Origin of the sequence: Paenibacillus xylanexedens, assembly GCF_017874615.1 — a bacterium.
Taxonomy (GTDB): Bacteria; Bacillota; Bacilli; order Paenibacillales; family Paenibacillaceae; genus Paenibacillus; species Paenibacillus xylanexedens.
In genome coordinates this window covers 209949-229022 of sequence record NZ_JAGIKV010000005.1, presented here as the reverse complement: position 1 = coordinate 229022, position 19074 = coordinate 209949, and the positions used below count along the sequence as shown (strand labels likewise).

The window sequence follows — 19074 nt, the reverse complement described above, 5'->3', positions numbered from 1 at the left end:
AAGGATGTTGCCCAACTACCGGATAACCTCTGAGGAAATGATCCTTCCGTTTGATTCCAATCTTCCTTCATACTTGTTAAAATTTAGGTACATAAACTACGGTCAGGTTGGCGGGTGATAAGGAAATGCAGCGAATCGAGGTACATCCCGATCTATTGGAGGAAAAGGCCCGGTTGGTCCAACAGAAGAAACAGGAACTGGAGCGAATGGTCTGGGAACTGGAGAAATCCATTTATATGTTGCAATCCGATTGGTCGGGTGTGACAGGAGAGAGATTCTTCTGGGATTTTATGCAGGTGAAAGAAGTGTTCCCGACTACACTAGGGCTGTTGGACGAAATCCAGAAAGAGTTTACGTTTATCGCAATGAACTTCAGAACAACGGACGGCTCAGGCGAGGTTGCGTTGTACATCCCAGAAGAGCTGAAGCGCAATTTCGCTGTAGGGCTGCTTGATAAATCAGTAGGAGAAACAATAACGGGAATGGGGCAGACGGCAGAAGCTTTCTTCGATAACCCGTTCAGTACAATAGGCAGTGTGGCATATGCCATGACAGTGGGCAAAGTTGTAGACGTTGGGCGTGGTATTCAATTTGCATGGGATACGGCCTGGGGTACGGGAACGGCGAGGTCTGATATAGAGCAATTTGTAGAAGAGCAGAAGAAGCAGGTCGATGAGAATGGTGCAGGGTATTACGGTGGGGCGATGACGGGACAGGCCCTAGCGTATGTTTTGTTTGGCAAAGCTTTTCGTTCAATGGATGACAAGCATACCGATCTGGGTGGATCGGGTGGAGGTAAGAAGGAGGTAGATAAAGGGAGTAAACAATTTAATGCTGCAGTTGTAACAAAGACGAATAAAGGTTTAGAAATCGAATTTGAAAACCCGTACGGTAGTATAATAAAATGGGTTGAACAAAACCCTAAAAATATTCCAAATGCAATTGAAAGTGCGATGAATAGTAGGAATACCGGCAAAGCAATTGAAGGTAAAGTAGGAGATTTTGTTCAGGGAATAGTTGAAGTTACAGGATTTGGGCTAAAGTTAGATAATATATCCACCGGCAAACCTGCGGGAGATATTGATGTTATGACACACAATCAAATTATAGAGGTTAAGAAGTCAATATCTTCTGTTAAAATTGATCAAATCGATAAGTACGTTAATCCAAACAACTCTCAATTTTTTAACTATGAGGGAAGAAGGATCGTGCTGTATATCGATGAAAGTTTTGATACCGCAAATAAGCAAACAGATAAAATGATTAAAGAATTCAATAGTAAAGGTGTAACTGTTGTGAGTTCACTCGAAGAGCTAGGAGGAGTATTGAAATAATGGGAATGTCATCTTTTGTATTATTTAAACGTGGAGGAAGCACGTCAGTAAGTAATTTATTGAGTACTATTAAAAATATATGCATGAAAGAGAAACTTTTCTTTGATAATGATGAAGAAACTTACGATAGCGAAGGTGCATTAAAATATACTCGGCTATATATAAGCGACACGCCATTTAAGGAGAATTACTCAAGGACGCTTAGCTTTAGTGTATATGATGAACCTTATGAATTTCAAACCGTTACTTATGATTGGGATGATACGCAAAATGAATATTTTAAAGCAGTAGTTTCTGATGACTTTGATGATAATGAGGATCTGTTATTTAAATTCCTTTTTGCTTTTCTGAGCGAGTTTCCCGATGCAAGAGTATGGATTGAAGAAGATTGGTTTTACAATTTGGATGATATGAAAAAGATAAAGGCATCCTACAATAATGATTGGTGCTATATAGATCCAAAAACATTTAACTGAAGCACAATAATTAAGATTCAGGCACTTCTACCAAACCAAAAGTAGAGGTGCTTTTTCCTATGAAAACAAAACAACTAATGAAATCTTCCACAGGTTGGTCGATAATATAGAAGAAACAATTTTTAGCTCACCATATACATAGAGAACGATCCACAACCATCCTACACCCACACGAGGTACATTCATGAAACAAGGCATATATGAACAGCTTATCAACACCATCACCAGACAGGAGATTTCGGCGCCTGGACCCGGATGTGTATAATGTTGGAACCGAGAAGCTAGATGCAGAGGAAGCACGTAAACTGCTGTCCACTTATTTGGCGGCAGTGACCCGGCGAGCGCTCAAGATTGTACGGGAACAAACGGAGGATAAGACAGCTGTGTTGGCGAAAATCCGAACGTGCAATGAGATTATTGCTACCCTGAAAGGCACACTGGGGGAAAAAGAATACAACGAATTGCAACTGGATGAGCAGGGGGGAAGTGTTGACTCATGTGTACTCCAAGTTGAACAGCATTCGTGCGGTCAGAGATACCAAAATCGTACGTCCAGATACACCGATCGCCCAAAGCTCTTTGTTCACAGGTGCAAAGTCCGAGCCGAGTATGTTATTGGAGTTGCAAAAGGAAATCGTGACCGCCGACCGGATCGATTGGCTGGTGTCATTTATCAAATTCAGCGGGCTTCGCCTGCTGCTGGAACAGCTTGAACAATTCACGGCGAGCGGTGGGAAGCTGCGGATCATCACAACCCCGTATATGGAAGTAACCTACCTCAAGGCTGGCGTTTCTTAGTGCGGGATTTGCTATGCTTTATATGCACTCCGTTGGGGACAAAGTAATTAAAACTAAAAATCGGAAAAATGAGGTTAATACTATGCTGAAAGATGTCATCGATGTACTTTACAAAATAGGAAGTATTTTATTAGGCATGACTTTAATTATTGGAGTTATAAGACCAACATTAACTAAAGAAGAACAACTTTTTATAAGTGCTCCAGCTAAACTAGGGAGGAGTATTTTCACAAATTTTGTAGTGATAATATTTTCACTAATTTACTTTCTTCCTATAACAAAACTGGGTGGGAAAATAGAAAGATTAAATTTGTGGATAATCAATATTTTATGGAATAAGTACATGTTCTTTATCTTGCTCATATTCATAACCTTTATTCTTGCAGTTATTTTTATCCCACAAATTCATAGATATATCATTCGTCTGAGGAGTAAACCGAATTCAAATCGTTTAGGGATATGGCCTGTTATTATCATATTGTTTGTATTTCCTTCTTTTACATATGTATTAATGAATCTTTATTTTAGTTTATTAATCAACATAATTTTATTAGAGATAAATAACAAAATGCAACTCAACTCACCTAACACTAATTGGGTACTCCTATCACTAAATAATATTAATGATTATTACAAGCTAACATTATTAATTGTTGTTTTCATAATGTTCTTAAACACGATTTTATTTAAAAAATACTTTTTGTTAATCCAACGTATGGACGTTTTAGTAACCATTCTTTTAAAAGACAACACTGAATTAAATGACAGAAGAATTATAAATCATAACTTAAGTGGATATATATTTGTTGCCGATAAAGATAATAAGAATAAAATAGCTGTACCCAGAGATAGCGTAATTCAAATTAAATTCACTAGGATAGATACCTTTTTTAATCAGAGGATATATCCTTCTAAACTCAAATTGCCCAACCAGCTTGATGAAGCTGATCTTAAAAAAATATCTGATGAAGCTAAAAGATTATTACCTTGAGGACTTAAAATTATTGGAGTGATATTAAATGAGTAATCTATTTGTAGTTGGTAATAAATATTCTAGAAAGGATGTCTATAAAATTTTAGATGTTCCAGTGATAAAGCAAGGTGGAAATTGGAATACAGGCTACACAAAATTTGAAGCTGATTTTTTTATATTTGCAAACATTAACTCTGCTGGACGAACGGGGCATGATTATAATAATAAATTTATTGGAGACTATTTTCAGTGGTTCAGTAAAAATTCTCATGGCATAAACTCACCAACTTTAAAATCTATATTAAATCCTAAAGGGGAAATATATATTTTTACTAGAGATAATAGTAAAGAGTTAATGTTTACTTATCATGGGCTTGGGAAAGTTAAACTGATTGAGAATTCTCATCCTGTTAGAATATTATGGTCGTTTAAAGATCATGAAAATCGAACTACTCACCCAACAGAAGAAAATGAATTCTTAGAAGAGTATTATGAAGGAACTAGCAAGAGAAGAACTGTAAATATTTATGAGCGTAATCCCGAGGCTCGGCAAAAGTGTATTGATCATTATGGATTAAGTTGTACCGTCTGTAACTTTAGTTTCGAAGAAAAATATGGAATTATTGGTGAAAAATATACTCAGGTACATCATTTAGTTGAACTAAATCAAATAGGAAAGAAATATGCAGTAGATCCTATAAAAGATTTAAGACCCGTTTGTCCTAATTGTCATGCAATGTTACATCGTAAGAAACCTGCCTACACAATAGAAGAATTGAAAAATGTAATGTTACATTTGAATAGTTAAGTTTGGTTAATTTATATCTTTTCCAAAATAAGAAGAATTTCGTTGGGGCAGCTTTAAATGAATTTACGATTACCTTGGATACAAAAAGCTTGTAGTACACAAGCTTAAAAGTGTAAACTAAAGAGCGAACATTAGTTTGTAATTTATTAAAAATTGATCCAAGGTAGGGTAATTATAATGAGTAAAACACCAGTGATTTTTTCATTTTTTTCAGGAGCGGGTTTTTTAGATCTTGGTTTTGAAAAGAGTGGTTATAATATTGCGTTTGTGAACGAATATCATCGTCCTTTTCTTGAAACATATATGTACTCTCGTCAGGTAATGGGTATTCCAGAGCCAAGGTATGGTTATCATTTGTGTGATATAACTGAATTTGAGAATGAGGATAAAAGCAAAAACCTTTCAGTATTAATAGAAGAGACAAAAAACGAACATAACTTAGTGGGATTTATCGGGGGCCCTCCATGTCCGGATTTCTCTGTTGGGGGTAAAAACAAAGGACACGAAGGAGAGAATGGTAAATTATCAGCAACATACATTGATCTGATTTGTAAACAATCACCGGACTTCTTCTTATTTGAAAATGTAAAGGGATTGTGGAGAACTAAAAAGCACAGAGCATTCTACGACTTGATGAAAGAAAGACTCCAGAGTAATGACTATGTAATGACAGAACGTTTGATTAATTCGATAGAGTATGGTGCGCCTCAACAAAGAGAGAGAATAATTCTAATTGGATTTAAAAAGATCGTGTTAGAAAATTTAGGAATTCAAATTGATTCAATCAATTCCCTTAGTGATATTTTCCCTTGGGAAAAACACTTAAAATATCGGATGGAAGACATTAATGAAATAACTTGGTCTGGGATGGAGACATTTGAAGAAAATAATGAGAGAATTAAACCAGAAAAAATTATCGAGGAATTAACTGTTAATTATTGGTTTGAGAAAAATGAGGTTGAGTCTCATCCTAATGCAGATCAATATTTCACGCCTAGAGCAGGCCTGGCTAAGTTTCTGGTAATTCCAGAAGGGGATGACTCTAAGAAATCATATAAACGTTTGCATCGTTGGAGACCTTCCCCAACAGTAGCTTATGGAAATAATGAAGTACATCTACATCCATATAAAGCGCGGCGTTTATCAGTTGCTGAAGCGCTGGCACTACAAAGTTTACCAAAAGAATATGAATTGCCTCAAGGTATCACTTTATCTAATGCATTCAAAACAGTGGGGAATGGAGTGCCTTATTTAGCATCAAAAGGAATTGCTGAGACTATACTAGATTTTTTGAAGGTGGATAAAAATGGAAAAACTAACAGCTGCTAATCTTGTTCATCAACTTGGATTGTTACCCAAGAATACTAGCTTTAACTACATTCATTCTAACACCCCTACGGAAATAAGAATTGTTAATATTGTAAGACCGGAAGGGCCTATCTCTATTCAAAGAAAACGTTCGGATAAAGGTAAAACATGGACGGATGCAAGGGTCGAATCTATATCATCACAAATGATATGGAGACTAGCTAACGCATTTATTCCGGATCAGCCAATTAATGTAGATAGAATATTCGGAGGAAGTTATAACACTCGTTCTGCCTTAGAAGCGTTGCTGGCGCATACGCCACAATTTTATTATTGCTACCCGGGGAGGATTGAGAGCACAAGTTCAAACAATAAAATAAAAAAAGGTCACAAACATATTATTTGGTGTCCCAATAACCCCCACGCTCCTAGTACCTTGGTTGAAGCACAGGTAGACATGGTGGTTTCGGAAGTACCTTTTACTGATATAGTGTATGATTCACTAATTTTACCTGAGGAGATGAACAACCCTGCACTAGATATTGAGATGAAACGGAGACATAGCCAAATACAAATAGCTCTTATTGAAATAGGCAAACATTTAGGATTTAAAACATGGGTTGCACAAAATGATAAGGGGATAGTTTATAAGGATAAAAAAATTGGTGAGATGGAGGGCGTAATAGCTTCCTTAAGTAAAGAACAAAATTTTATAGCACCGTACTATAGTGCTCAAAGAGCGGCACATTTAATTGACTGTATCTGGTTTAAAAACGGAAGGTTAATGCCAGCTGTGATGGAGGTTGAGCATAGTACTGGTGTAACAAGTGGACTGACTAGGATGAAAGGGTTTCAAGATGCATTACGTGAAGTTCTCCCACCTTTTCCTACCAGATATGTCATTGTCGCAGCTGATGAAGAGAGGGAAAAGGTTTATAGAGAAGCGTCCCGCCCACAGTTCAGAGAGTTAGATGCGAGATTTTTTCCTTATAGTGCTGTTGAGGAAATGTATGTATTATTTAAAAAGCGTAAGATAAAAGGAATTACAGAAGAATTTTTAGATAGCTATATGGAGTGTATAGTATCTTGAATCTCATATAAATAAAATCAAATTTGTATTAAAAGTGATGAGTATATCAAATATAGAGCAAGAGCAACAAAAAAGACAAAGTCTTATCTTATTAGATAGGACTTTGTCTTTTTTAATATTACAATAAATATAAATTATAAGTATTAAAGTATTATTAATTGTTGATATTACAGAATTGAAGCAGCGCTTTTAATCTTCTTGTACGTTGTCCCTTAGACTTAGTGTTATAAGACATACTATTTTTATATTCTTTTATAGAATCCTCATTGAAATTTTTCTCTCTCAATTCGATGAAAAATTCGTTAACTTTAGACTTGATCTCAGACAAGGGCACCTCAGAATTTGCACAGGCCATGGAGAAGGACCATAAGCCATACAAATGACTAACTCCTTCAATTTTGAGCGATTCATAAGCTAAATCTAATGATTGCATGTAGTTAGTATATACGTTAAATTTATCGCGTAAATCTTCTATTAGGTTAGGATTGCTTGCTAATTTAGCATCCCATTTAGCATACAATTTATCTAAAGTTTCTGGTTTGGAGTCAAATAGTTCATTTTCTAATATTGCGAACACTAATTCTGAGACAAATTCATCATCTTCCATTCTTGTTATATCGAGATATTGTTGAGCTCTAGTTTTCCAAAATGGTATGTTCGATAATTCTTGAATTGTCTCTAGTAATTTTGTTTTATTATATTTAGCGTGCCGGAGTTCTTGATTATTTAATGGCTCCCCGTTTCTGTTTAAACGGTCAAAAATGTTATTTACAACTATTACATCCTCAGTGTCAACATATTCAATAGGTAATTTATATTTCCAAAAGTTGGATTTTAATTCAGACTTAGCATCTATCTCGTTAAACTTCAAACCATTATATTCCTCACTGCCATAGCTATCGTCACCAAAGTTTTCGGGTAAATCAATTTCATTTGAAATAAATTTAACAATTGAAGTTAGCCTTTGTTTACCATCTATTATGTCATAAACTGTTTTTCCATTTTCTGAATTAACTTTTGCGTGTAAAAATATGGGTGGTATTGGATAATTTTTCATTATGCTGTCAATCAAAAATGATTGTTTTTCAAGGCTCCAAGCATCACCTCTTCTTTGATAGGATGGTGCGAAGTTATATTTTTTGAGAGAATGGTTTTCAAAAAATTCAGAAATAGTTATTGTATTTGTATTTCTATTTAAGATTAATTCTTTGTCGCTCATATTTTGATATCCCCCAATATTTTCGAATTTTGATAACCAATGTGACTTTTAAATAGGCTGGTGAGTACGGCATTTAGAGTACTTGTTGGTCTTGGGTTTACAGATTTAACATTAATCTCTGGATTGATGTTAATTAAGAGTTGATCCATTTCCCCTCTATCTACATGCCAATAAGAAATACCACATATTAATAGCTCATCAGCATAAGTTAATTTACTTGCTTCTTCTAAAGCAATCTTTCTTAGATCATATGCCCAAGTAGACTCTAATCTGCTTGAATCACCAGCTGGAGGAATCATGGCATTCAACATGTAAATATTTTCTAAATTATTATAATTGACTGAGTAGTTACTTAGGTCTCCATTTGTTAGTTCCCGTTGAGTTGATGTTATTACAAATCTATTAGGATCAATGGGTTGTTGATATGAAAAGCTAATTGAACCATGGGGCTTAATAATATTAAATTTATAAGGATTATCAGGATCATAAACTCCATTATTAATACCTTGTATATTGAAGTTTATGTTTCCAGAGATCAAAATACGTTCAAGCCAAATATCATAATTGTAGGTAACTATAGTAACATTGTTGCAGTCATTTGATTCATTAAGCTTCTTGAAAAACTTAAACCATCCCCAGTTGTCAACGTTTTCTGAAATTTCTTCTTGAGTTATTTGATTGTCGTAGTATATAAATAAATATTTAAGATATGTCTGTAACTCTTGATAAGCCTGTATATATTTGGTGTCTAAATGTCTATTACCTGCACCACTTGCTGTATTAGCGCAGGTAATAAGGTCTTCTAATAGTGACATAGCACTCGTGTTATCCATATTTGGACGAGCTCCCAAATACCAGAGATTTGGACACCTTTTATAAGAAAGGAACCCTGGTTCATTATCAGCGGGCCAGGGTACCGAATCACCCATAGAAAATAAATTCATTACATTAATTTCTTCAGTTTTCTTAATAGTATTTATAAAATCAATAGTAAATCCATTTCCTAAAACTATAAAATAATTTTTCACAATGTGCTCCTTCAGCTGTTTATTTATTCATATATCTGAAAAATAATTATCTCCCAGACAAGGAATTAAGAATATGTTTCTTAATTTAGTTGCGAGATTCCGATATGTAGTCTTGTACTTTCATACATCAAACTTCTTCTTTCGATTAAATTTAATGTGGCGAAAGGAAGGGTTTTAATTAATCTCCTATTTTTTCTATTTATAAATGATGTATTGTCAAACCATTTGTAATATTTACTTTGTAAAAGATTTGTGAGTGTATTCACAACATAATAAATAAAATAATTATCAGATTGTGTTGGTATTTACGTATAATATAGTGATTCTAAAGATCAACTATAAGAATCATAGAGAGTAAAAGAGCCTCTATATTTATTTTTTATCATAAGTATTGAAAATTTCAGTAATTACATTTAGAGCCATGGATATTTCACTAGATTCACGGGTTCTTAAAATCGCAATCGTTTTTTTGATATTCACATCTTCTATAGAGAGCTCCTCCTCTTCTTTAACATATGTAAATAACTGATCAACTCCAACACCTAAAGCTCGTGCAATTTTATCCAAGTTTTTCAAAGAAATGTTGCGCTCTGCCCGTTCAATAAAACCAATATAACTTGGATTAAAACCTGCCTTTTCAGCTAAAGCTTCTTGGGAGAGATCTCTAGATTTTCTTAGATCCCTTATTCTCGCACCGACTATTTCTAAAAGTTCCGACATATGAACACCCCTCTTTAATTAGAAGTGTAGAGAAAGACTCATTGCTAATTAACCGATAAATAATAAGTAATTTGTGAAAAAAACTACTATGTAGTAATATATAGCTTGTATCTTGCCCGAAATTTAAAAAAACATACGAGGGATTTCATTATTGTATTGAACCTAATCTTATTATTGAGGAGATGATTAATTTGAATCATACTTACTCCTTCAAGAATCGGCAGAATTTTGATTTTGTAACTTTTCTAAATGATAAATTATCTTATGAGAACAAAGATGTATTTCAATATCATCAGCTAGCCCAATATCATCTCAAACTTGCCGCCATCATGCGTAATCATAATCAGTTCAAAGCCTGCCTGATTCTATGTGATTGGGCTCTTGCCTCCATGATTAAGGCGCTCTATATCCATAAGTATCACTCAGTTCATCCACCCAAAGGACTCACCATGAATGAAATCTTGCCTTTAGTGCATACGGACACTGAACCCGGGCTGGATATTGCCCTGTTCATCGGCACGATGCAACATATCTCATCTTTAGAGGAACGCCAACAGGATCAATATTTAGACCTTGATAACATCGAAAAGCTTCTTCAACGAACGGAAGACATATTGGAGGAATTAGCCACTCGATTGAATAATAATTCATCAAAGATTTTCTGATATAAGGCATGCCATGATGATCTGGAAGTTCTTTTCACGAGGACTGGGACTGCAGGATTATAAGTACTGCAAAGTATTATTTGGGGAAAGGGAAAATCAGGATAATAGGTGGATGTATTTGCAATGAACTTCTGCTAACATTGTAAAATCCTAATTTTAACGGCGGAGAATGATATGAGTACAATTAAAGTAACACCAGAGCAGCTGCTGCATGTATCCAGACAGATCGAGCAGGGTAGGCAGCAGTTGGAGGGTATACGTAATGACCTGACCGCACGGATCGGATTCATCCAGTCTCAGTGGGCGGGAGCAACGCAGGAACGGTTTTTCTATGATTTTCAGCAGTCACGTTCAGTACTTGATCGAGCACTGGAAAGTATGGTTAAGTCATCCCAAGATCTGTTCGCGATTGCCGAGAGATTCGAACAAGCGGATCAGGAACAGGTGAGCTTGGGAGCCGTTGCTGGACAGATTGCTGCCCATACAATGATGAACCATAATACAGGTAATCCAGAAGAGCAACGGCGAATGGTATATAACCCTTTGTTTGGAATTAACATGCCTGCTAGTGAAGCAGAGGATGGTATGCCAGGGCAAAAGGAGTTTGTTAAGTACTGGGAACAGGGTGGCACCTATGAAGAAATGAGAGCTGGACCGAAGCAACCGGAGTCTAGTGGTGGAGATATATATGATGCACAGATCAGCGCATTTAAGGAAGGTCATCATCCCGTAACTGGAGAATCCATACCGGCTTGGCAAGCAGCAGTTTCTATAGGAGGTTTACAGACTGCTAAGCTCGTGTTGGCTTTTACTGGAACGTATAATAGGGGTTATAAGGTTCCGACTGGAGGATTGAAGTTTCCAAAGTCTAAGCTAGATAACTTGAATGGTGTAAACCCTGTGATATTTAACAGAGATACCGTTATTAGTTCTGCTACTGCTCCCAAAAAAGGTGGAGAAACCGTTGTAGGACATGCTTTGCAGAAACATGCAGGGCGAAACCCAGATATATGGGGAAGAGTTAGAGGTGGGCCTGAACAAATTAATCAAGTAGCTCAAAAGCATTTACAGGATATACTTGATGCTCCAGGTGAATTTAAGAAAATTATAAATAATAGAGGTATTACTTTCCTCGAAAAGAATTTACCTGATGGCCGCGGAGCAAGGCTTAACCAAGATGGTTCATTCAAAGGATTTATCGATCAATGATGGAGGTTGTGAATTTGGAAAGTTTAGAAATCATTTTACTTGATTTTAACAAAAATAATCTGGATCAATTCATAAAAAATGATTTGAACATTCAGGTGGATCGGATCAAAAGTTCTCACTTTTATGATAACCGTAGTGAAAACGATATTGAATTTCAGCAAATAGAGAGCCTTGAAGAGATTCTTTCTCCTAAGGGAACGGGGAATATACTATTGTCTCAGCTTAACCTGGGTCATACCTTTAACGACGTGATGATTGTATTTTCATTCGATGAGAAATCTGGAGATATTGTAATTAATTTTCCTGAAGAGGAATTGTTCAGTGGAGAAAATTCAGAGACAACGTTAAAAGCTCAGAAGTTAATAGAGTATATTCTTGATATTAAGAACAAGTATGCAATTGAGAAGGTTAGAATCGGTCATGAACCAGCTATGGATGATGACACTTGCTTGTTCGAGATTGATATAGAAATGATGGATACGAATGTGATTGTCTCAAAACTGTTGGCTTAGAATCCTTCTGAACCAGAGTTTGATGCAGAAAAATTAGACATTACGAATTACCGAACGCCCATTTCAACTCGAATACGAGTAGTCATGGGCTATTTTTAACTCCTCATTCCAATCCAACCACTTTACAAAATCAACCCATCGCTCTCCATGGCAAATGGTATAATGGCAAAAAGGGAGATTCTGGCGCAAAGCTGGAAAACCTCCAAAGCAGAAAGGATGTTATACCACATGCCTACATACAACAAATTGGTGCGGGACAAGATTCCGCATATTATCACATCCAGTGGCAAGGAATGCCGCACACGTATTCTGGACCCGGAGGAGTATAAGCAAGAGTTAAGAACGAAGTTGCAAGAAGAATCGGATGAGTACGTAAATGCAGCGAGTGATCAGGAAGCCATAGAAGAACTGGCTGACATGCTGGAGGTGATCCGGGCGCTGGCGGAGGTGCATGGTGCGAATGCGGCCCAGCTGGACAAGCTTCGGGCGGACAAAGCCGAGGAGCGTGGTGGATTCCAAGAACGGGTGTATCTGATCGATGTCGACGAAGCTTAACGTTAAACTCATTACAGATAACTTGGCAGACGAACTGATTGCCCGGATGCAGCATGCATCCGGGATTTATATTATGACGTCCTTTATTATGCAGTCCGGGGTGAGACTGCTGGCCCCGCACTTAAAGCGGGCGGCGGAGCGTGGGGCAGAAGTACGGATGCTCGCAGGAGATTATCTGTACATAACACAGCCAGAAGGATTGCGGGCGCTGTGTGAGGTTGATCCTCGAATTGAGACACGGCTGTGGCGAAGTATGGGCACTTCTTTTCACCCGAAAGCGTATCTGTTCGATCATGACAACGGGGAAGGACTGCTGATTGTCGGCTCGTCAAACTTTTCGTTCACGGCGCTCAAGACGGGGTATGAATGGAATCTGGCGATGAATGCGGAAGCGGAGCCGTATACGTTCCAGATGGCTTTGGACAAATTCATGCAGAGCTTCTACCACGAGACAACCTTGCCGGTGAACCCGGATTCGATTGCGCTGTATGAGGAAGAGTACCGCAAATATCACCAGAAGAACCCGGAGATGATCCAGCGGATCATGGAGATGGAAGAAGCAGAGTTCGGGACGGGGCTACCTGAGGACAAAGAGGAAGAAGCCGCTGAGCTGTCGCTTGTGCCTATCCAGCCGCGTTTGGCGCAGTTGGATGCGCTTGAAGCACTCCATGGCACGATGGAGGGGCAGTACGACAAAGCGATGGTCGTCATGGCGACCGGGCTTGGCAAAACGTATCTGGCGGGTTTCTTTGCGCAGCGGTTCCAGCGGGTGTTGTTTGTGGCGCATCGGGAAGAGATTCTGTTCCAGGCGAAGAAGTCTTTTCAACGGATCATGCCCGAGCGCAGTCATGGGATATATAACGGACAGTACAAGGATGGAACCGCGGATTGTGTGTATGCTTCAATCTTTACGCTGAGTATGCAGAAGCACCGGGATGGATTTGCGGTGGATGCCTTTGATCTGATCGTGGTGGATGAGTTCCATCATGCGGCGGCGAAGACGTACATGTTAGTGATTGAGCATTTTCAACCAAGATTCCTGCTGGGCATTACGGCGACCCCGGATCGACTGGATGGCAAGGATGTGTATGCGCTCTGTGATGGGAATGTGGCTTACCAGATGCATTTTATCGAAGCGATCCGGCGAGGTTGGCTAGCGCCATTTCAATATTACGGAGTATTCGACGATACGGATTATTCGCAGATTCGCTGGATCGGCACGAAGTATGATGAAGAACAGCTCATGGCTGTTCAGTTGCAAGAGGAGCATGTGGAGACCATTTATGAAGCTTGGCGGCGGCACAAGCAGACGAGAACGATTGGCTTTTGCTCGACGATCCGGCAGGCGGACTATTTGGCTGCGTATTTTCGCAGTCAGGGCGTGAAGGTGCTCAGTCTGCATTCGCGCACATCGGAGATGTCGCGGGAGGAAGCCATTCGCCAGCTTGATGCGGGTGAGCTGGAGGTTGTGTTGACGGTGGATCTATTCAATGAAGGAACGGATATACCGCGTGTGGACACGCTTCTCTTTGTGCGTCCAACGGAGTCACTCACCGTGTTTACCCAGCAGGTAGGGCGCGGTCTGCGGCTGGCTGAGGGCAAATCTCATTGTGTCATCATCGACCTGATCGGGAATTACCGGAATGCGGATGTGAAGCTGAGTTTGCTTGATGTGCGCGGGGAACTGGAGGGAACGGCGAAAGTCCGAGATTCAGCTGTGCCGGAAGTTCCGGCTAACTGTGGAATTCATCTGGAGACGAGGGTGGTGAACCTGCTTCAGGAACTAAGCCGCAAACGGCTGCCGCGCCGCGAGAAGCTTCATCAGGATTTTCTGGATGTGAAGCGAGAGTTGGGGCGTATTCCGACGTATCTGGAGCTGCATCTGATGGGACGTTCGAAGAGTATCGGGTACCGGAACGAATTTGGCTCCTATGTTGGATTTCTCTATTGGGCGGAGCTGCTGTCCCCGACTGAGGGAGAGGTGTACGTTCGGCATGAGGCGTGGCTGCGTGATGTGGAGAAGACACTCATGAACAAAAGCTATAAAATGATCGTGCTGCTGTACATGCTGGAGCGAGGTGAAGTCCACTGGATGGACCCAATCACGCCGGGGGAGATAGCAAGGTTCTTCCATACGTACCTGACGGAGAAGGAGTACCGGAAACGGAAGGACTTTTCGGACAAAGGTAAACTTGCGCTATGGGAATGGAATGAGAAGACGGCAACGGAGATTGAGAAGTTGATAATTGAAATGCCCATGTCCAAGTGGAGTGGGGCGAAGGGCAGCATGACGCGATTCGAAGATGGCGTGTTCTCGCTGAATGTGCAGGTGAAGGATGCGGAGGAACAGGCGGTGTTATATCGCTGGACGAAGGAGATTTGTCTGTATCGGTTACATGCGTATTTTGAGCGGGGACAGTAAAATAATGCAAGAAAAGCTGCTTTTGCATTCAGGTTGGTCTGAATTCAGGCAGCTTTGTTTGTCTTTCATATGTATGGTGGGTGCAATTTTACTAGGATCTTTCGTTTCTTAATAAAATCTTCTGGTCCGCTTTCAGATTTAAACCTCTAGGGAAGGGAAATAGAAAGAAAGTGAAACTTGAGTATAGCGATCATCTTTAAGATACCTTTTAGCACCATGGTTGAAGACATGGGAATATTGATGTAAAACTCCGTAAATCCCACTTCCACATCGTAATATTTTTTGAAGTATTCTTGTCCCATCGGAATTGCCTTTTCAAAATATATTTGTTCCTCTTTATAAGATAGTCCTCCACAGTCAGTTGAAATAAGTACAAGGGTTTAAGTTGGAAGCTTCATTGGGAGTTAACCTCTTCCTCACTCTTGCGGCTGTCTATAAATTCTGCAGGTCCTCCAGCTGAATCAACTCTTAGAGAGGGCAGGGAGAATGATAAAGAGAGAGAAGTATATGGGTCATCTTTAACATGACCATACAATACGATTGTAGATGACATAGGTAAATGAACTTCGAAACGATTGAATTCTACATCTACATCGTAATATTTCTTAAAGTATTCTTGTCCAATAGGGATCGCTTTCTCATAATAATCTTGTTCATCAGCTTTAGAAAGGCCACCACAGCCTGTGAGAATAGCTATCAATATTATGAATAGTGTGACTGTACGAATAATTTTTGACAAAATCAATAAACCTCCTTTCTTGGAAAAAAGTATGCAACATAGTATACTATAAACCTAAAGAAAGGAGAATAGTAATGAATGGCTATATAACTGAAGAAACATACCATTACATATCTAAAACAGTATATAACTCGGACATAGAAGCAGGACAGAAATATGACGAAATCCCCGACTGGAAAATCGTAAAACCCCAAACCACTTTACATGACAGCAAGACCGGATTTGACGCTGAAGTATTCCGTAATGAAAATACGAATCAAATCATCATAGGTTATAGAGGTACAGAGCCCGGAGGTCGTCCTATTAAGGAGAAACTTCCCGACCTGGAAACGGATGTACTGGACGTAGTTATGGGAAGAGCGAAGCAACTTGAGAATACATACAATCAACATCAGAGCGGAGTAGTACGTACTCCCAGCAAGTACGACCAAAACGTGATTAACGAGGGGTACAAGGATACTCAATTTTATCAGGCAGAGGAACTGTATAGAACCGTTAAGAAGGAATATCCAACTGCAGATATTACGACAACAGGGCATTCACTAGGCGGTGGATTAGCTGAGTATGTAGCAGCAAGAAATGACTTATCAGCAGTAACCTATGACCCAGCTGATATATTGCCTGTATTGTCGGACGACATCATTAAGCGTATTGATAACGGTGATTATAAAGATAAGATCTATTCCATATCACATCCTGGTGACATTGTTAGCTCTGGTATCATGAGTGCGCGCAAAACAGTAGGAACAGGACTTTTTATTAACAATACATATGAAGAAGCCAACAGCAGATTTTATGTAAGAGTATCTATACCTGACAAGGACAGCGAATATAATTTTTTTAAGAGCTTTTTGGGTTTGACTGAAAATAAAGTGGTTTATGTGCCCATCAATGTCCCATTTCTGAATCAAGATCCTATAAGCAAATTTTTGAATTCATTTGGTAACCAGAAAACTCATGATTTGAACTATTTCCAGTTTGATGAACATGGATTTATCACAAATAAGTTATTCACAACTACCGATGGACAACCTGTAAACGGTAATCTGCGTTTTGATGCTTACTTAAAATCTTTGGTAGCTCAAGACAACATGAAAAAAGCATTTGATCAACTTCTACAAAAATATGGGTCGAAGTTGGGTGTGTATGGGCAATATGCAGCAGCAGCGAGTGGTGTTACCATACAGCTCTCTGTTGAGGATTTGAAGGCTGCGGGGCAGAAGATGAAGCAATATGTACAAGAATTTCAGTCAAGTCTACCTACAGCGATTAATTCCATCTTACGATTGGTTGAAACGAGTCGAAGTCGATCTTTGGAACCGATCGTGGACAGACTAACACATGACTTGCATCAATTTAGCCGCTGGTATGAAGAGGAAGCGCATCTTATCGCAGAGTATATCAATAAAAAGGCGGAAGATTTCAGAATCGCTGACGAGGGATAACAAGGAGGATTAGAGGTGTCTGGAAGAATTTTGGTTGAGTTGCACGATTTGATGCAAGCAGAGAAAGATCTGACTCATTTGATGAATCTATTAAAAGCGAATAAGGCCCACGTCCAGTCTATAGGGGAAAGTATAGGAGATTGGAAAGGTCAAGCGGCAGAAGAAATGAGAAGTAAAATGGATCAATTCCTGACTGTAATGGCAAGAAGGATCGCCGAATTTGAGCATCAACAGGTGGATTTAGCAAGATATAATTATCGTATGGAAGAAGCGGATCGCGCTGGAAACTAACGTGGATTTGAGTTCAAAACGAAACCAAACAACGAAGGGCTTTATTTGAGGACTGTAAATGCAATTATTGATTGATCGGCCTATCAAGTAGACAAAACAAAAAGAGAAATTATCATTAAGCGGCGACTTTTTCCCGGAATCCAACTAGGGGTAGGTAGATGTTTTTTTTTTAAACGTTCCTGCTGTACAAAGAAATATATTCGTAATTCGGCTCCTTGCTTTCTTTACTCCCCGTGCAAGGTATAAATGATGTTCAACGGTCACTCCTCCTCGTGATCGTCCGATTGTCTGGAATTGCTGCTCCTTTTTGCTCTCGCTTCATTTTGCTGGACTTGAATAATCTAAGTATTAATCATTTTTCTTAAAATTAGTTATGAAACGGATCTTTATACCTATATCAATTGTGATTTTAGTGGTAAAATATTCTTATTATTGGCAAGTTTGATTGATATTTAGGATCTGTAAGACCTATACGTAGAAAAGAGTTTAAGTGATAGTAAAAAGAAGTACATACGGAAAGTAGAGGGATTTAGAAAATGAAGAAACTGATATTTACGGTATTAGCAGGTATATTGACGGTAAGCTTAATGGGCTCAGGAACGGAATCGATTGCATCTGCAAGCACACCAAAACAAGTCGAGGTACTATTAAACACTGTGAAAATGAAATTTCCAGATGCGAAGCCGTTCCAGGATAGTCAAGGTAGTGTGATGGTGCCAATTCGATTTGTGTCTGAAGCCCTTGGCGCAAAGGTGACGTATGCGAAAACCGGGAAAGTGTCCCATGTAGGTATTGTTGGTAAAGACCATAAGGTAGATATGACGATTGGCCAAACAACTGCCCTGGTAGACGGCCAGAAGAAAGACTATGGCACACAGATTATTCTGAAACAGAATCGGACATTCGTTCCTCTGCGTCTGGTGAGTGAAGGACTGGGCCAAAAAGTGGAATGGGACAAGATTGGTCGCTGGGTCTGGATCGGGAACAAAGACTTTCGGAGTACGGATGATAAGGATTTTAAGCTGAAATCCCTGAGTGATTTCAAAGCATACGAAAAGTCGAACTACGTTTTCAACAACATCAAAGATGAAAAGTTTAATGGAATTAAAGTCATTAAAGAGAGTGACCTTCCTCTCAGATTGGCTAACGGTCAAGTGATATACAGTTTAGAACTGGTCAAACGGTCGGCGGGAAACTACATTGAAATTAGAAGTTCTCAGAGAGGAACAACGATTCAATTGTTAGTGAAAAATGAATTTGCAAAGGTACGTAGCCATGTAGAAAATGCCTTTGTAAATAATAATGATCAAACTGGATTGAACTATTATCCGGAAAATAGTAGCACAGATAAATTTCAAAACCGAAAGTACATTGATGGATATGACTATACAAAATTCAAGTTTAGGCAAGCCGACTATATCTTATTTTCTGCTGCAGAGCTAGAGGATTATGGTGTGGCTATAGTTAACCCGTTCAAGTAAG

The 19074-nt window shown here is 38.8% G+C and carries 18 protein-coding genes and 1 pseudogene; 15 read left to right on the top strand and 4 right to left on the bottom strand.

The window, feature by feature from the left end; translation table 11 throughout:
• Positions 1 to 125 precede the first annotated feature (125 nt).
• From J2Z28_RS08725 to J2Z28_RS08695, 7 genes and pseudogenes are all read left to right on the top strand, one after another.
• The gene (locus J2Z28_RS08725) at positions 126 to 1334 is read left to right on the top strand and encodes a WXG100 family type VII secretion target (protein ID WP_211081959.1); all 1209 of its coding nucleotides are present in this window, start codon (positions 126 to 128) and stop codon (positions 1332 to 1334) included.
• Positions 1334 to 1810: a hypothetical protein gene (locus J2Z28_RS08720; protein WP_211081958.1), complete on the top strand. Its 477-nt coding sequence runs from the start codon at positions 1334 to 1336 to the stop codon at positions 1808 to 1810. The genes J2Z28_RS08725 and J2Z28_RS08720 overlap by 1 nt, the downstream gene beginning before the upstream one ends.
• A gap of 184 nt (positions 1811 to 1994) precedes the next feature.
• A pseudogene (locus J2Z28_RS31465) lies at positions 1995 to 2596 on the top strand (phospholipase D-like domain-containing protein); the annotation flags it as partial.
• 94 nt (positions 2597 to 2690) lie between these two features.
• Positions 2691 to 3599, top strand: coding sequence for a hypothetical protein (locus tag J2Z28_RS08710; protein WP_211081956.1), 909 nt, complete (start codon positions 2691 to 2693; stop codon positions 3597 to 3599).
• 28 nt (positions 3600 to 3627) lie between these two features.
• Positions 3628 to 4389, top strand: a complete 762-nt coding sequence (locus J2Z28_RS08705; protein ID WP_211081955.1) for a DUF3427 domain-containing protein — start codon at positions 3628 to 3630, stop codon at positions 4387 to 4389.
• Between the two features lie 177 nt (positions 4390 to 4566).
• Positions 4567 to 5718 carry a DNA cytosine methyltransferase gene (locus J2Z28_RS08700; protein ID WP_211081954.1) on the top strand — a complete coding sequence of 384 codons (1152 nt, stop codon included), beginning with the start codon at positions 4567 to 4569 and terminating at the stop codon, positions 5716 to 5718.
• Positions 5696 to 6787, top strand: coding sequence for a restriction endonuclease (locus J2Z28_RS08695; RefSeq protein ID WP_211081953.1), 1092 nt, complete (start codon positions 5696 to 5698; stop codon positions 6785 to 6787). Before J2Z28_RS08700 ends, J2Z28_RS08695 begins: the two co-directional genes overlap by 23 nt.
• A 154-nt stretch (positions 6788 to 6941) precedes the next feature.
• On the opposite strand, the gene J2Z28_RS08690 is transcribed toward J2Z28_RS08695, so the two are convergent.
• The 3 genes from J2Z28_RS08690 to J2Z28_RS08680 all read right to left on the bottom strand — a co-directional run bounded on the left by J2Z28_RS08690 (position 6942) and on the right by J2Z28_RS08680 (position 9754).
• Positions 6942 to 8006, bottom strand: coding sequence for a DUF262 domain-containing protein (locus tag J2Z28_RS08690; RefSeq protein ID WP_211081952.1), 1065 nt, complete (start codon positions 8004 to 8006; stop codon positions 6942 to 6944).
• Positions 8003 to 9034, bottom strand: coding sequence for an SIR2 family protein (locus tag J2Z28_RS08685; RefSeq protein ID WP_211081951.1), 1032 nt, complete (start codon positions 9032 to 9034; stop codon positions 8003 to 8005). The genes J2Z28_RS08690 and J2Z28_RS08685 overlap by 4 nt, the downstream gene beginning before the upstream one ends.
• Positions 9035 to 9406: 372 nt before the next feature.
• On the bottom strand, positions 9407 to 9754 hold the full coding sequence (locus J2Z28_RS08680) for a helix-turn-helix domain-containing protein (protein WP_211081950.1): 348 nt from the start codon (positions 9752 to 9754) through the stop codon (positions 9407 to 9409).
• Between the two features lie 191 nt (positions 9755 to 9945).
• Between J2Z28_RS08680 and J2Z28_RS08675 the strand changes: the two genes are divergently transcribed.
• The 5 genes from J2Z28_RS08675 (at position 9946) to J2Z28_RS08655 (ending at position 15117) form a co-directional block, all read left to right on the top strand.
• Entirely contained in the window at positions 9946 to 10419 is a 474-nt protein-coding gene (locus J2Z28_RS08675; RefSeq protein WP_211081949.1) for a hypothetical protein, read from the top strand.
• A 174-nt stretch (positions 10420 to 10593) separates the two neighbouring features.
• Complete coding sequence (locus J2Z28_RS08670) at positions 10594 to 11628, top strand: WXG100 family type VII secretion target (protein WP_211081948.1); 1035 nt, start codon at positions 10594 to 10596, stop codon at positions 11626 to 11628.
• A gap of 8 nt (positions 11629 to 11636) precedes the next feature.
• Entirely contained in the window at positions 11637 to 12140 is a 504-nt protein-coding gene (locus J2Z28_RS08665; RefSeq protein ID WP_342357487.1) for a hypothetical protein, read from the top strand.
• Between the two features lie 228 nt (positions 12141 to 12368).
• On the top strand, positions 12369 to 12695 hold the full coding sequence (locus J2Z28_RS08660) for a nucleoside triphosphate pyrophosphohydrolase (RefSeq protein WP_211081946.1): 327 nt from the start codon (positions 12369 to 12371) through the stop codon (positions 12693 to 12695).
• The gene (locus tag J2Z28_RS08655; protein WP_211081945.1) at positions 12679 to 15117 is read left to right on the top strand and encodes a DEAD/DEAH box helicase family protein; all 2439 of its coding nucleotides are present in this window, start codon (positions 12679 to 12681) and stop codon (positions 15115 to 15117) included. Before J2Z28_RS08660 ends, J2Z28_RS08655 begins: the two co-directional genes overlap by 17 nt.
• Positions 15118 to 15511: 394 nt before the next feature.
• Here J2Z28_RS08655 and J2Z28_RS08650 read toward each other — a convergent pair whose 3' ends face one another.
• Entirely contained in the window at positions 15512 to 15856 is a 345-nt protein-coding gene (locus tag J2Z28_RS08650) for a hypothetical protein (protein WP_211081944.1), read from the bottom strand.
• Between the two features lie 74 nt (positions 15857 to 15930).
• On the opposite strand from J2Z28_RS08650, the gene J2Z28_RS08645 reads away from it, so the two are divergent.
• From J2Z28_RS08645 to J2Z28_RS08635, 3 genes are all read left to right on the top strand, one after another.
• Positions 15931 to 17301 carry a lipase family protein gene (locus tag J2Z28_RS08645; protein WP_211081943.1) on the top strand — a complete coding sequence of 457 codons (1371 nt, stop codon included), beginning with the start codon at positions 15931 to 15933 and terminating at the stop codon, positions 17299 to 17301.
• A 15-nt stretch (positions 17302 to 17316) separates the two neighbouring features.
• Positions 17317 to 17592 (top strand): hypothetical protein, encoded by a 276-nt coding sequence (locus tag J2Z28_RS08640; RefSeq protein ID WP_211081942.1) that lies wholly within the window; start codon positions 17317 to 17319, stop codon positions 17590 to 17592.
• Between the two features lie 536 nt (positions 17593 to 18128).
• Positions 18129 to 19073 carry a copper amine oxidase N-terminal domain-containing protein gene (locus J2Z28_RS08635; protein ID WP_211081941.1) on the top strand — a complete coding sequence of 315 codons (945 nt, stop codon included), beginning with the start codon at positions 18129 to 18131 and terminating at the stop codon, positions 19071 to 19073.
• The last annotated feature ends 1 nt before the right edge of the window (position 19074 follow it).